Source organism: Foliimonas ilicis (genome assembly GCF_039939195.1).
GTDB lineage: Bacteria > Pseudomonadota > Alphaproteobacteria > Rhizobiales > Rhizobiaceae > Foliimonas > Foliimonas ilicis.
In genome coordinates this window covers 464,369-478,651 of the sequence record NZ_JBDUUH010000001.1, presented here as the reverse complement: position 1 = coordinate 478,651, position 14,283 = coordinate 464,369, and the positions used below count along the sequence as shown (strand labels likewise).

13 protein-coding genes are annotated in these 14,283 nt (G+C 58.7%); 3 read left to right on the top strand and 10 right to left on the bottom strand.

What is annotated here, in order from left to right; translation table 11 throughout:
- Positions 1 to 5: 5 nt before the first annotated feature.
- From ABFT80_RS02325 to rimM, 5 genes are all read right to left on the bottom strand, one after another.
- A complete protein-coding gene (locus tag ABFT80_RS02325; protein WP_347970241.1) occupies positions 6 to 803 on the bottom strand; it encodes a transporter substrate-binding domain-containing protein in 798 nt (265 codons plus the stop codon).
- A gap of 118 nt (positions 804 to 921) precedes the next feature.
- Complete coding sequence (locus ABFT80_RS02320; RefSeq protein ID WP_347970240.1) at positions 922 to 1,740, bottom strand: class I SAM-dependent methyltransferase; 819 nt, start codon at positions 1,738 to 1,740, stop codon at positions 922 to 924.
- Between the two features lie 80 nt (positions 1,741 to 1,820).
- A complete protein-coding gene (rplS, locus tag ABFT80_RS02315; protein ID WP_347970239.1) occupies positions 1,821 to 2,375 on the bottom strand; it encodes a 50S ribosomal protein L19 in 555 nt (184 codons plus the stop codon).
- A 184-nt stretch (positions 2,376 to 2,559) separates the two neighbouring features.
- Entirely contained in the window at positions 2,560 to 3,285 is a 726-nt protein-coding gene (gene trmD / locus ABFT80_RS02310) for a tRNA (guanosine(37)-N1)-methyltransferase TrmD (RefSeq protein ID WP_347970238.1), read from the bottom strand.
- The gene (gene rimM, locus ABFT80_RS02305; RefSeq protein WP_347970237.1) at positions 3,282 to 3,827 is read right to left on the bottom strand and encodes a ribosome maturation factor RimM; all 546 of its coding nucleotides are present in this window, start codon (positions 3,825 to 3,827) and stop codon (positions 3,282 to 3,284) included. The genes trmD and rimM overlap by 4 nt, the downstream gene beginning before the upstream one ends.
- A gap of 82 nt (positions 3,828 to 3,909) precedes the next feature.
- On the opposite strand from rimM, the gene ABFT80_RS02300 reads away from it, so the two are divergent.
- The 3 genes from ABFT80_RS02300 to ABFT80_RS02290 all read left to right on the top strand — a co-directional run bounded on the left by ABFT80_RS02300 (position 3,910) and on the right by ABFT80_RS02290 (position 6,553).
- The gene (locus ABFT80_RS02300) at positions 3,910 to 4,848 is read left to right on the top strand and encodes a tyrosine recombinase XerC (protein WP_347970236.1); all 939 of its coding nucleotides are present in this window, start codon (positions 3,910 to 3,912) and stop codon (positions 4,846 to 4,848) included.
- A 92-nt stretch (positions 4,849 to 4,940) separates the two neighbouring features.
- Entirely contained in the window at positions 4,941 to 5,990 is a 1,050-nt protein-coding gene (locus tag ABFT80_RS02295) for a TraB/GumN family protein (RefSeq protein WP_347970235.1), read from the top strand.
- Between the two features lie 110 nt (positions 5,991 to 6,100).
- A complete protein-coding gene (locus ABFT80_RS02290) occupies positions 6,101 to 6,553 on the top strand; it encodes a hypothetical protein (RefSeq protein ID WP_347970234.1) in 453 nt (150 codons plus the stop codon).
- Between the two features lie 66 nt (positions 6,554 to 6,619).
- On the opposite strand, the gene lpdA is transcribed toward ABFT80_RS02290, so the two are convergent.
- From lpdA to sucD, 5 genes are all read right to left on the bottom strand, one after another.
- On the bottom strand, positions 6,620 to 8,026 hold the full coding sequence (lpdA, locus tag ABFT80_RS02285; protein ID WP_347970233.1) for a dihydrolipoyl dehydrogenase: 1,407 nt from the start codon (positions 8,024 to 8,026) through the stop codon (positions 6,620 to 6,622).
- 30 nt (positions 8,027 to 8,056) lie between these two features.
- Positions 8,057 to 8,800, bottom strand: coding sequence for an SDR family oxidoreductase (locus tag ABFT80_RS02280; RefSeq protein WP_347970232.1), 744 nt, complete (start codon positions 8,798 to 8,800; stop codon positions 8,057 to 8,059).
- A 159-nt stretch (positions 8,801 to 8,959) separates the two neighbouring features.
- Positions 8,960 to 10,240 carry a 2-oxoglutarate dehydrogenase complex dihydrolipoyllysine-residue succinyltransferase gene (gene odhB, locus ABFT80_RS02275; protein ID WP_347970231.1) on the bottom strand — a complete coding sequence of 427 codons (1,281 nt, stop codon included), beginning with the start codon at positions 10,238 to 10,240 and terminating at the stop codon, positions 8,960 to 8,962.
- Positions 10,241 to 10,263: 23 nt separating this feature from the next.
- The gene (locus tag ABFT80_RS02270) at positions 10,264 to 13,251 is read right to left on the bottom strand and encodes a 2-oxoglutarate dehydrogenase E1 component (RefSeq protein ID WP_347970230.1); all 2,988 of its coding nucleotides are present in this window, start codon (positions 13,249 to 13,251) and stop codon (positions 10,264 to 10,266) included.
- Positions 13,252 to 13,379: 128 nt separating this feature from the next.
- Positions 13,380 to 14,282, bottom strand: a complete 903-nt coding sequence (sucD, locus tag ABFT80_RS02265; protein WP_347970229.1) for a succinate--CoA ligase subunit alpha — start codon at positions 14,280 to 14,282, stop codon at positions 13,380 to 13,382.
- Position 14,283: the final 1 nt, after the last annotated feature.

Sequence of the window (14,283 nt, the reverse complement as noted above, 5' to 3'; positions counted from 1 at the left end):
AGGCGTCACTGGCCCATCTTGTAGTCGAGGAACCACTTCTTGTTCAGCGCGTCGAGCGAGCCATCGGCCTTCATAGCTTCGATGCCGGCGTTGATCGGCTCGACCAGATCGGAACCCTTCTTGAAGATGAAGCCGAAATCTTCCGAGCCGAGCGGACCGCCAATGACTTTCAGCTTACCGTCGGACGCCGAAACATAGCCATTAGCTGCCACACCATCGGTCAGCACCAGATCGACATCGCCAGAGCGTAGGGCCTGCACCGTCGCGCCGAACGTCTCGAAAAGTTTGATGCGCGGGTTCTGCTCATTGCCGTCCAGAACGTCATAGACCGAAACGAAGAATGGCGTCGTTCCGGCCTGCGCGGCGATCAGACCATCCTTGAAAGCCGCAAAAGTCTTTTCGTCGGTGAAGCGTTCTTCATCGGAGCGCACCAGCATACGCATTTCCGAATGCATGTAAGGCGCGGAGAAATCGACCTTCTCTTTGCGGTCTTCCTTGATGGTAATACCGGTCATGCCGAGATCATACTGACCGTCGGAAACAGCCTGGATCATCGCATCCCAGCTCGTATTCTTGTACTCGACCTTGAAGTTCAGGCGCTTGGCGAGTTCGTTCATCGCGTCATATTCCCAGCCGATCTGCTCGCCGGTCTTCGGATCGACGAACTGCAGCGGCGGATAGGCATTTTCCGTGACGACGACCACAGACTTTCCGCCAAGATCGGGAAGGGTTTGCGCCATTGCGGCGAACGGAAGCATCAAACAGGCAACGGCGCCTGCAATCGACAGGGAGATTTTCGTCATGGTGCGCTCCTGAGTTTCCGCGACTTTATCCGTCCTGATAAAGCTTGCAAGCGGCGGCGCAGCAGCTTTGCCCGCTAAAAGATAAATCCATTCCGGCAAGCCGGCCGCTTTCGGAAAATCATCCGCGTTTCGTAGCACCTATCGAAAACGACATCGGGATTTTGATCTGCCCTTCCGGCAGAGCGTACTGGTCTTCGCCAGCCTCCACGACGAACGGGAACGGCTTCCAGATGACGATGTCGTGCTCATTCAGGAAGTCCAGCGCCAAGCCCGCACCAAGGATCGCATTCACTACGTCGCTTAGCGGATGAATCCATTCGTAGCAGCGTGTCGCCGTCAGCTTGCGTGCGTCGCCCGTGTAAGTTTGTGCGTCGTCAAAGGTAAGCGGCTTGTTTGCCGGTGTGCGCCAGTCGAATTCGAGATCGAGCTTGCCGTCGCGGGCTTCGAACTGGTTCATCTGCGGGTGGCCTTCGAGCAGGTAGAGTCTGCCGCCGGGACGCAGCAGCGCTGATACAACTTCCGCCCAGCGGACGATATCGTCCAGCCAGTTGATCGCGCCCCATGTCACGAAAACGATGTCGTATGTTTCGCCAAGCGCCTGCGGCGCGTCATAGACCGATGCTTCCACGAAGCGTACATCGGCGCCTGCACGCTCAGCAAAATCGCGCGCGGTGGAAATCGCTTTCGGCGAAAAATCGAGCCCGGTCACGCTTTTCGCGCCGATATTTTTCAGGCTGATCGTGTCGAGCCCGATATGGCATTGCAAATGCACGATATCCTTGCCGGAAACATCGCCTAGTTCTTTGAGTTCGAGATCATGCAGGGCCGACCCGCCGCCAAGAACCCGGTCGATCATGTAGGTTCCGGTCTCGTCCGTGGCGTGCAATTCGGCGCGATTGTCCCAGTTCAAGCGGTTTGCGGCACTAAAATCGGTCATACTGTCCTCCCACAGTTGGATTTTGCGCAAAGAAAAAGGCGGCCGAAGCCGCCTTGTTCGAAAAGCAGGATGCGAGAGTTCTACTCTGCTGCTTTTTCGGTGTCGGCGTTTGCTGCCTCGGCTGCTGCTGCTTCAGCGGCTGCCTTCTTTTCTGCTGCTTCCTGCGCTGCCTTTTCGGCGGCAAGAGCCTGGGCTGCTGCGATCTTTTCAGCTTCGATGCGTGCCTTTTCGGCGGCCAGCGCTTCGCGCTCGGCATCGTTCAGCTTGCGGGCGCGGACGCCGGTGTTCTCGGTGATACGAGCCGACTTGCCGCGACGATCGCGCAGGTAATAAAGCTTGGCGCGACGAACCTTGCCGCGACGAACGATTTCGACGCCTTCGACGAGCGGCGAGTAAACCGGGAAAACGCGCTCGACGCCTTCGCCGTAGGAAATCTTGCGGACCGTGAAGCTTTCCTGAAAGCCTGCGCCCTTGCGAGCGATGACGACGCCTTCATAGGCCTGAACGCGGGTACGCGTACCTTCGGTAACGCGAACCATCACGCGAACGGTGTCGCCTGGCTGGAATTCAGGGAAAGTGCGCTTGGCTTCGATCTTGGCGGCCTGTTCGGCCTCTAGCTGACGGATGATATCCATCGTGATACCTCTTCTTCTTTGTTTCAACAGCCAGAGCGCCCTACGCTCACCTGCAGTTCTTGACCGCTCGGTTATGCCTTTTTCTCCGGTTCACCGGAAAGGCAGGGGCGAATTCACCATTTCTGTTGACGGGTCGGGAAATTTCCCAAGTCCGGCGGGCACATACAACGAAAATCGACGCTTGTCACGCGGAACCGGGGTCTTTTTTGCGTTTTTCGGCACGCTCAAGTGCGGCGATGAGATCGGGGCGACGTTCGCGCGTCAGCCTTTCGGCTTCCGCTTTGCGCCATGCGCCGATCTTTCCGTGATTGCCCGACGTCAGAATCTCCGGGATCGGGCGGCCCTCGAACATTTGCGGACGGGTATAGTGCGGATGCTCCAGAAGCCCGCTTTCGAAGCTTTCTTCCGTGCCGGATGCCTCATTGCCCATGACACCGGGCAGCAGGCGCACCACTGCATCCAACAGCACGAGCGCTGCCGGTTCGCCGCCGGAAAGGATGTAGTCGCCGATGGAGACCTCCTCCAATCCGCGCGCCTCGATCAGCCTCTGGTCGACGCCTTCGAAGCGTCCGCAAAGAATGACGGCACCGGGACCAACCGCCAGTTCGCGCACACGCGCCTGATCGAGCGGCTTGCCGCGCGGGCTCATCAGAAGCTTCGGGCGCGGATCGTTTTCGGGAGCAGCATGGTCGATTGCGCGCGACAGCACATCGGCGCGCATCACCATTCCGGCACCGCCTCCGGCTGGCGTGTCGTCTACCGTGCGGTGCTTATCCGTTGCGAAATCGCGGATCTGGATCGTTTCCAGCGACCACGTGCCTGCTTCCAGCGCACGCCCGGCGAGAGATAAGCCCAGCGCGCCGGGAAACATATCCGGGTAAAGCGTGAGGACGGAGGCGCGAAAACTCACTCTTTCGGGCCTTCGTCTTCGTCGTCGCCTTCGATCAGACCTGCCGCCTCGCTGTCGACCCGGACAAAGCCGCCCGCAATATCGACTTCCGGCACGGCTGCTTCGGTGAAAGGCACCAGCAATCCCTTTTTGCCGTTGAAGCTGATTTCCAGAATGTCGCCGCCGCCGAAATTATGGACCGCACTCACCTTTCCGGCCACTGCTCCGGTTTCATCCTTCACCGAAAGGCCGACGAGATCGGCGTGATAGAACTCGCCTTCGTCGCCATCGTCGGGCAGCGCCGAACGCTCGACGAACAGTTCAACGCCGTTAAGCGCCTCCGCAGCATTGCGGTCCGCCACCTGTTTGAACCGTACGACGACGACGGTGTTTGCAGGCCGGATGTCCTTGATCTCGAAGACGCGTCCGTTCTTGTCGTAGAGCGGGCCATAATCACCCAGTGCCAGCGGGTCGGCCGTATAAGGCTTTACGCGCAATTCGCCCTTGATTCCGTGGGCGGCGCCGATAACGGCCATGAGTAGGGGATTTTCCAATTTTGTCATTTTTCTTGGCGCTTTGCGCGGTTCATCGGTTGCTAACGTATGTAAATCAAAATTGACTTACATTCACAGAGACACGCTGCCAATGCAGGAATTCCTGATTTCCGCCAAGCCCGATCTTCAGACAGCCCGTCAGGACTGGCTGAAAATGCTTGGATCGGAGCGGCGTTTGTCCCCTTTGACGGTCGAAGCCTATGAACGCGACACGCGGCAATTCCTGCAATTTCTGACCGGACATTGCGGCGGCCCGCCGGCGATTTCCGACATTGCCGATCTTCGCCCCGCCGATCTTCGCGGTTTTCTGGCATCGCGCCGCAATGATGGCGCAGGCGCCAGAACATTGGGCCGTGGCCTTGCAGGAGTCCGCTCGCTTTTACGATTTCTGGAAAGACGCGGACAGGTGAATGCTGCGGGTGCAGCCGCCTTACGCGCGCCGAAACAGCCAAAATCCCTGCCGAAACCGCTATCCCTTTTGGATGCGAAAAGGGTCGTATCCGCTGGCGAGCAACTGGCCGAAGAGCCATGGATTGCCGCGCGCAATGCCGCCGTGCTCACGCTTCTCTATGGATCGGGCCTGCGCATTTCCGAAGCGCTCGGACTGACTGGAGCCGATCTTACCGGGCAGAATGACGATATTTTGCGCATCACCGGCAAGGGCGGCAAGACCCGTCTCACCCCGGTCCTTGCCGTCGCCTCGAAAGTAGTCGCCGAATATCGCAAGCTTTGCCCCTATGATCTTGGCGCAAATGCCCCGCTCTTTCGCGGTGCGCGCGGCGGTCCGCTCAATCCGGCAATTATCCAGCGCGAAATGCAGAAATTGCGTTCCGCCTTGAACCTGCCCGACACCGCCACGCCGCATGCGCTGCGCCATTCTTTCGCGACGCATCTTCTGGCGCGCGGTGGCGATTTGCGCACTATTCAGGAATTGCTTGGCCACGCCAGCCTTTCGACAACGCAAATCTATACGGGCGTGGATTCGGCGCGGCTGCTCGAAGTCTACGAGGCAGCGCATCCCCGCGCCTGAAACGAACAATTTGCGTGAAGCGATTAACAGTTTCACCGTTTTTACCGGCTAGCATCCGCTTTATGAAAAACTCGCCGAAAAACACGGAAAGCGTGGCTGACCGCGTAGCGCTGATCTCGATCAAGCTCATCGTCGCTGCGAACATCCTGTTCCTGATCAGTTTTCTTGTCGTCACATTCGTTGCAACGACCCGCGCGCAGGCACAAACGCCAGCCTGCACCGGCAAGAATCTCATGGAGGTCATTCGCTCGGAAGACCCGAAAATGTTGGAGCGGATCGAAAAGGACGCAGCATCGGTCAAGAACGGCGAAGGCCTGCTCTGGAAGATCGAGAAAGAGGGTGTCGAGCCTTCCTATCTGTTCGGAACAATGCATCTCACCGACCCGCGCGTCGTGACGCTGACGCCGTCCGCCCAAAAGGCGTTCGATGCATCCGGCACAGTCGTCATAGAAACGACCGACGTTCTCGATCAGGGCAAGATGATGGCATCCATCATGCAACAGCCCGATCTGATGATGTTCACCGACGACACGACGCTTCTGTCGTTATATTCGTCGGAAGATGCGAAAACCGTCTCGAAAGCGCTCGACGCGCGCGGTATTCCGCCCGGCAGCGTCAAGAAGATGAAACCCTGGATGTTGTCGGCGATGCTGTCGCTTCCGGCCTGCGAGACTGCCCGCAAGGAGCAGGGCGCGCCCATTCTCGACATCAAGCTCGCAAACGATGCGAAGGCGCAGGGAAAATCGGTAGAGGGACTGGAAACGGCAGTCGATCAGTTGAAGGCAATGGCCTCCCTGCCGATGGATTTTCACGTCAAAGGGCTTTTGGCGACGCTCGAACTCGGCGACCGCATGGATGATGTCATCGAGACGATGCTGGTGCTTTACCGGAACGAGCAAACGGGCATGTTCTGGCCATTCATGAATGCGCTGACGCCGCCTGATGAACTGGCCGCGGTGGGTTACAGCGATTTCGAGGAAGCGATGGTCAAGTCGCGCAATAAGAATATGGCGACCAATGCCAGCCCTTTGATCGATGAAGGTGCGGCTTTCATCGCGGTCGGTGCGCTGCATCTGCCGGGCGATGAAGGACTTATCGAGCTGCTTCGCGTCAAAAACTATACTGTTTCACGAGTCGATTGAGGCGAAAGCGGCTCACCGCTCTGTAACAAAAATTTACCATGTCACAACTCCGTGAAACCGAAACGCATTCCGTGCGTTTAGGTCGAGACGCAACATACGGAGAATAGATTATGGCCAATCCTACCCGCATTCCGGATCCGCGCCTTACCGATCCGGCAAACCCTGTTCCGCCTCTGGCACACGATCCATTGGATCCGGCAGCACCGCGCGGTATGGACGATCGGCCCGTAGTGGCAGAGCGCAAAGGCGGCAGCGGTGTTCTCATTGCGGCTGTCGTTCTGGTCCTCGCAGTAATCGCCTATTTCATCTTCGCGCCCGGCGCGAGCGATACAACTGTACCTCCCGGCGAGCCCGCAGCACCTACGGCGACCGAACCGGCAACCCCGGCACCGGCAACGCCAGCGCCTGATGCGACCGCTCCAGCTCCTGCCCCGGCAGAACCGGCGCCTGCACCGACGGATACGGCTCCGGCCCCCGCTGAGCCAGCACCGGCTCCAGCAGAACCTGCTCCGGCACCAGCCGAACCGGCACCAGCACCGGCTGAGCCTGCTCCGGCCAACTAACAGAGCCTTTGAAACGAAAACGGCCCGCTTCACAGCGGGCCGTTTTTCTATGCCTGTAGAAAAATACTAGATATGGATCGGCTTGAAGAAGGTCGCGAGCGCCGCTTCCTTCACCGCTTCCGACATTGTCGGATGTGCATGGCAGGTACGCGCCAGATCTTCCGACGAGCCGCCGAATTCCATCAGAACCGCTGCTTCGTGGATCATTTCGCCCGCGCCAAAGCCGACGATGTGAACGCCGAGAACCTTGTCTGACGTCTTGTCGGCAAGGATTTTCACAAAACCATCCGTATGCAGCATGGCGCGCGCGCGGCCATTCGCGGTGAACGGGAACTTTCCGGCTTTGTATTCGATACCGGCCTTTTTCAATTCCTCTTCCGTCTTGCCGACCGATGCGACTTCCGGGCTCGTATAGACGACGCTCGGAATGACGTCGTAATTCACATGGCCTGCCTGACCGGCAATGATCTCGGCAACGGCGACGCCTTCATCTTCCGCCTTGTGCGCAAGCATCGGTCCGGCAACCACGTCACCGATGGCATAAATGCCGGGAACATTGGTGCGCAGATGCCCGTCTGTCTTTACCCGGCCGCGTTCATCCAGCTCGACCCCCGCTTCAGCAAGGCCAAGCGATTCCGTGTAAGGCTTGCGGCCGGTGGAGATCAGAACGACATCGGCCTCGATCGTCTCGGCATCGCCGCCCTTTACCGGCTCGTATGTAACGGTCGCGCCTTTCTTGGACTTGGCGACGCCCGTTACCTTCGAGCCGAGCTTGAATTCGAAATTCTGCTTGGCCAGCAGGCGCTGGAACTGCTTGGAAACCTCGCCATCCATGCCACCAAGAATGTTGTCGAGATATTCGACCACAGTGACCTTTGCGCCAAGACGTGCCCAGACCGAACCAAGCTCGAGCCCGATGACACCGCCGCCAACGACGACGAGATGTCCCGGCACTTTGGAAAGCTCCAGCGCGCCTGTCGAGGACACGATGACTTTCTCATCGATATCGACCGAGACGCCCGGAATGCCTGCAACGTCGGAGCCGGTCGCGATAACGATGTTCTTGGCTTCGATTTCCTGAACCTTGCCGTCTTCGCCGGTGACGGAAACCTTGCCTGCGGAAACGACCTTGCCGGTGCCGCGGAAGCTGTCGATCTTGTTCTTCTTGAACAGGAAGGCGACGCCGCTCACATTTGCCGAAACCGTCGTGTCCTTATGCGCCATCATCTTCTTGAGATTGAGCTTCGGCTTGGCAATTTCGATGCCGAGCGTATCGAAGGAATGACCGGCCTCAGCGAACATTTCCGAGGCATGCAGAAGCGCCTTGGAAGGAATGCAGCCGATGTTCAGGCAGGTGCCACCGAAGGTCTCGCGCTTTTCGATCACGGCCGTCTTGAGGCCAAGCTGCGCTGCCTTGATGGCGCACACATAGCCTCCCGGTCCCGATCCGATCACGACGACATCATAGCTCATTATTTCGTCCTTCCTGCGTATCTCTAGGTTTCAGCGGCCGCCGCTGACGTCGACCAGCGTGCCTGTTATGTAGGATGCCTCATCGGACAAAAGCCAGACGATCGTGCGCGCGACCTCTTCGGCCTTGCCTTCGCGGCGCATGGGCACGTTGCCGCGCACCCGCTCGATCCGGTCCGGCTGACCGCCGGAAGCATGTATGTCCGTGTCGATAATTCCGGGGCGAACCGCAACGACCCTGATGCCCTCGGTTGCGACCTCGTTCGCAAGCCCAATGGTGAAAGTGTCGATTGCCGCTTTCGAAGCGGCATAATCCACATATTCGCCCGCACTGCCGATTCTGGCGGCCACAGACGATACATTGACGATCACGCCGCCAGTGCCACTATGCCGGGTCGAAAGCCGTTTGACGGCCTCGCCTGCGCAAAGGACCGGCCCGATGACATTGGTGCGCATCATGCGCTCCAGCCGCGCCTCATCCATTTCATCAACGCGCGTCTTGCTGTCGACCACACCTGCATTGTTGACGAGACCGGCAAGCTTGCCGCGAGCGTCCACGGCTTCGAATAGAGTTTCTATGCCTTGCGCAGTGCCGACATCCGCCTGCACGGCAAACGCCTTGCCGCCCGCCGCTTCTATTTCGGCAACGACGGCAGACGCGGCATCTTTGTTTGAAAGGTAATTGACGGCAACGTCATAGCCAGCCTGCGCTGCAAGCTTGGCAGTCGCAGCGCCTATGCCTCGGCTTGCGCCGGTAACAATCAGAACACCGCTCATCGTTTGTCACCAGGGGCCGGATTGAACGCCGAACATTCAATCGGCAGGGTATTGAGTTCGAAAGCCATGTCTCTCGCTCCTTTTTCAGGCACCCTAACTGAAGCGACCCTCAATCGGAAAGTGCGCGTGGTGAGACACCACGCGCGACAGGTTTCGAAATTAAAGATCCAGAACCAGACGTTCCGGGTCTTCGAGGCTTTCCTTGACGCGGACGAGGAAGGTCACTGCTTCCTTGCCGTCGACGATGCGGTGATCGTAGGACAGCGCCAAATACATCATCGGGCGAATAACTATCTGCCCGCCGACGACCACCGGACGTTCCTGAATCTTGTGCATGCCGAGAATGCCGGACTGCGGTGCGTTCAGGATCGGAGTCGACATCAGCGAACCGTAGACGCCGCCATTCGAAATGGTGAATGTGCCGCCCTGCATATCGGCAACGCCGAGCTTGCCGTCGCGCGCACTCAATCCGAGACGGCCGATTTCCTTCTCGATTTCGGCAATCGACATCTGGTCGGCATCGCGCACGACCGGAACGACGAGACCTTTTTCGGTGCCGACGGCCACGCCGATATGAGCGTAGTTCTTATAGATGATGTCGGTACCGTCGATCTCGGCATTAACCGCAGGGATTTCCTTCAGCGCATGCGTCACGGCCTTGGTGAAGAAGCCCATGAAGCCGAGCTTTACGCCATGCTTCTTCTCGAACACATCCTTGTATTTCGAACGCAGATCCATGACCGCCTTCATGTCCACCTCGTTGAAGGTGGTGAGCATGGCGGCAGCGCTCTGCGCTTCCTTGAGGCGGCGCGCGATGGTCTGGCGCAACCGTGTCATCCGAACGCGCTCTTCGCGCGATTCGTCAGAAGCCGAAGACGGCGCACGGGCGGCAACGGGAGCAGCCGCAGGGGCCGAAACGCCCTTGTTGATCGCGTCCAGAACGTCGCCCTTCAGAACCTGTCCGCGCTTGCCCGAACCGGATACCTGATCGGTAGAGATGTTGTTCTCAGCAAGAAGCTTGGCAGCCGAAGGCGCAGGCGGAGACTTGCGCTCTTCGAGCGGACCTTCACCGGCGATCGTGGCCGACTTTTCGGCAGCTTCCTTGGTGGTGGAAGCACCGGCAGCACCCGCAGCCTGCGCAACGGCTTCCGGCTTGGTCGCCTCTGCCTTGGCAGGAGCGGCAGCCGGTTTGGCAGCGCCCGCACCTTCGGAGATCGTGCCGAGAAGCGCGTTGAGCTCGACCGTATCGCCTTCGTTTGCAGCGATTTCAGCAAGCGTGCCAGCGGCAGGCGCCGGCACTTCGATCGTCACCTTGTCGGTTTCGAGTTCAACCAAGGGTTCATCGGCAGCGATTGTGTCGCCGACCTTCTTGAACCACTTTCCAATTGTCGCCTCGGAGACGGATTCGCCGAGGGTCGGGACGCGGATTTCGGTAGCCATTTTTCCCTATCCGTTTCTGTAAATTATTCGCCTAATGCGTCGTCGAGGAATGCCTGGAGCTGCGCCAGATGCTTGGACATCATGCCCGTTGCAGGCGAAGCCGCCGCCGGACGGCCCGTGTAGCGCACGCGCTGGTGCTTTGCGTCGATATGAGCCAGCACCCACTCCAGATACGGATCGATGAACGACCACGCACCCATATTCTTGGGTTCTTCCTGGCACCACACCATTTCCGCCGAGCGGAAGCGCGACAATTCATTGATCAGCGCCTTCGCCGGGAACGGGTAAAGCTGTTCGACGCGCAGCAGATAGACATCGTTGATGCCGCGCTTTTCCCGCTCCTCATAAAGATCGTAATAGACCTTGCCCGAGCAAAGAACGACGCGGCGGATCTTCGAATCCTTGACCAGCTTGATCTTCTGGCCTTCAAGCATCTGCGCATCGTCCCAAAGCAGGCGATGGAAGGCGCTTTCACCAGAGATTTCGCTGAGCGTCGAAACCGCGCGCTTGTGGCGCAACAGCGATTTCGGCGTCATCAGGATCAACGGCTTGCGGAAATCACGCTTGAGCTGACGGCGCAGGATGTGGAAGTAGTTAGCCGGCGTCGTGCAATAGGCAACCTGCATATTGTCTTCCGCGCAAAGCTGCAGGAAACGCTCCAGACGCGCCGAGGAATGCTCCGGTCCCTGACCTTCATAGCCATGCGGCAGAAGGCAGACGAGACCGGACATGCGCAGCCATTTGCGCTCACCGCTCGAAATGAACTGGTCGAAAACCACCTGCGCGCCATTGGCAAAATCGCCGAACTGCGCTTCCCAAAGCGTCAGCGCCTTGGGGTCGGCAAGCGAGTAGCCATATTCGAAGCCCAGCACCGCCTCTTCCGAAAGCATCGAGTTGATGACTTCGTAATTGGACTGCGCAGCACTCAGATTGTTGAGCGGAATGTAGCGCGTCTCGTCCCTCTGATCGTACAGAACCGAATGGCGCTGCGAGAAGGTGCCGCGCTCCGAATCCTGACCCGAAAGACGGATCGGATTGCCATCGAGCAGGATCGAGCCGAACGCCAGCGCTTCCGCCGTCGACCAGTCGATGCCTTCCCCCGAATCGATCATCTTGCGGCGCGCGTCGAGGAAGCGTGAAATCGTCTTATGAGCTTCGAAATCCTTCGGGACCTCGGTCAGCTTCTTGCCTATTTCCTTGAGCGTCTTCACCGGCACGGCAGTCTTGCCGCGACGCTGCTCGTCGTGATTGTCGGCGGTGCGCAGACCAGACCAGGCGCCGTCCAGCCAGTCGGCCTTGTTCGGCTTGTAGGACTGGCCGATTTCCCACTCGGATTCGAGATGCGCACGCCAGTCGGCCTTGAGCTTGTCGATCTCATCCTGAGAGATCAGCCCTTCAGAAATCAGCTTGTCGGCATAGAGCTGCAACGTCGTCCTGTGGCCGCGAATATTGCGGTACATGATCGGCTGCGTGAATGAAGGCTCGTCGCCCTCATTGTGGCCGAATCGACGGTAGCAGAACATGTCCACGACCACCGGCTTGTGGAACTTCATTCGGAATTCGATCGCCACCTTGGCCGCGTAGACCACGGCTTCCGGATCGTCGCCATTCACATGAAAGATCGGCGCTTCGATCATCTTTGCGACGTCGGACGGATAAGGCGACGAGCGCGAAAGACGCGGATTGGTCGTGAAACCGATCTGGTTGTTGATGATGAAATGCACGGTGCCGGCAACGCGGTGTCCGCGCAGGCCCGAAAGTCCGAGAATTTCCGCGATAACGCCCTGTCCGGCAAATGCCGCATCGCCGTGAAGCAGCAGCGGCAGCACCTTGGCGCGTTCCTCGATCGGCACGACTTCTTCGCGGGTGCGACCGTAAAGCAGATCCTGCTTGGCGCGCGCCTTGCCCATGACGACCGGGTTGACGATTTCCAGATGCGACGGGTTTGCCGTCAGCGACAGGTGAACCTTGTTGTTGTCGAACTCGCGGTCGGAGGACGCACCGAGATGGTACTTCACGTCGCCCGAACCCTCGACTTCGTCGGGAGCGTAAGAGCCGCCCTTGAACTCGTGGAAGATCGCACGGTGCGGCTTTGCCATAACCTGGCTGAGCACATTCAGGCGGCCGCGGTGGGCCATGCCGAGCACGATTTCCTTGAGGCCGAGCGAACCGCCCCGCTTCATGATCTGCTCAAGCGCCGGGATCAGCGATTCGCCGCCGTCGAGACCGAAGCGCTTCGTGCCCTTGTATTTGACGTCGATGAACTGTTCGAAGCCTTCCGCCTCGACCAGCTTCTGGAAGATCGCCTTCTTGCCTTCGGCAGTAAACGCGATGCCCTTGTCCGGCCCTTCGATACGAGCCTGAATCCAGGCCTTTTCTTCAGGGTTCGACATATGCATGAACTCGACGCCGAGCGTCGAGCAATAGGTGCGGGTGAGAATATCGATCATCTCGCGGATGGTCGCGTATTCAAGCCCCAGCACATTGTCAATGAAGATCTTGCGATCGTAATCGGCTTCGGTGAAGCCGTAAGCCGTCGGCGAAAGCTCGTTGTAATCCTCGATCGGATTGGCGATGCCGAGCGGATCGAGATTGGCATGAAGGTGCCCGCGCATGCGATAGGCGCGGATCATCATGATGGCACGCACGCTGTCGCGCGTTGCCTGCAGAACGTCGGTGTCTGAAAGTGCCGCGCCAGTGGCTGCAGCCTTGTCCTTCACCTTCTTTTCGATCTGCTTTTCGATCAGGCCCCAATTGCCGTCGAGCGCCGAAACGAGCTCGCCATTGGCCTGGATCGGCCAATTCTTGGCAGTCCAGGACGGACCCTGGGCATTCTTCTTGATGTCGCCTGCTTCATCCTTGAGCGAGGCGAAAAATTCCTGCCATTCAGGATCCACGGATTCGGGATTTTCCTGATAGGCGGCGTACAGCGCGTCGATATAATCGGCATTGCCGCCGTAAAGGAACGAGGTGATGGAAAACTGATCGTTGGCCTGATCTTGCCGTGCCATTTTTTCAATCGGAGCGAGTGCTCCGTCTCCTTAGCTGGTTTGCGGTCCTCACCGCGTCGAACGGGTTTCCGTCCTTGTTCCCTTGAAATGTGCCGGTCAGATGGCCGTCCGGCACATTTTTAGAAATTTCAACCCTTGAGTGCTTCGACCAATGTCGTGCCGAGGCGTGCAGGAGAAGGCGAAACGCGAATGCCTGCTGCTTCCATGGCCGAAATCTTGTCTTCCGCGCCGCCCTTGCCGCCCGAAATGACAGCACCCGCATGGCCCATCGTGCGGCCGGGAGGTGCTGTGCGTCCTGCGATGAAACCGGCCATAGGCTTTGAACGGCCACGCTTGGCTTCGTCACGCAGGAACTGCGCTGCTTCTTCTTCTGCAGAGCCGCCGATTTCACCGATCATGATGATCGACTTGGTTTCGTCGTCGGCAAGGAACATCTCGAGAATGTCGATGAATTCCGTTCCCTTCACAGGATCGCCGCCGATGCCGACTGCAGTCGTCTGACCGAGGCCCGCATTGGTCGTCTGGAACACTGCTTCATATGTAAGCGTGCCGGAGCGCGAAACAACGCCCACCGAACCCTTGCGGAAGATGTTGCCGGGCATGATGCCGATCTTGCACTGGTCGGGCGTCACGATGCCGGGGCAGTTCGGTCCGATCAGGCGCGAAGACGAGCGGTCGAGGCGCGCCTTCACCTTGATCATGTCGGCAACCGGAATGCCTTCGGTGATGCAGACGATCAGCGGGATTTCCGCGTCGATTGCTTCGATGATTGCCGCAGCAGCACCTGCCGGCGGGACATAGACAACGGATGCATCCGCACCGGTCTTTTCCTTGCCTTCGGCCACGGACGCGAAGATCGGCAGCGTTTCGCCGTCAGCACTCGTCCAGTTTTCGCCACCCTTTTTGGGGTGGATACCACCGACCATCTTGGTGCCGTGATAGGCGAGCGCCTGTTCGGTGTGGAACGTACCGGTCTTGCCGGTCAGGCCCTGCACCAGGATTTTCGTGTTCTTATCGATCAGAATGGACATG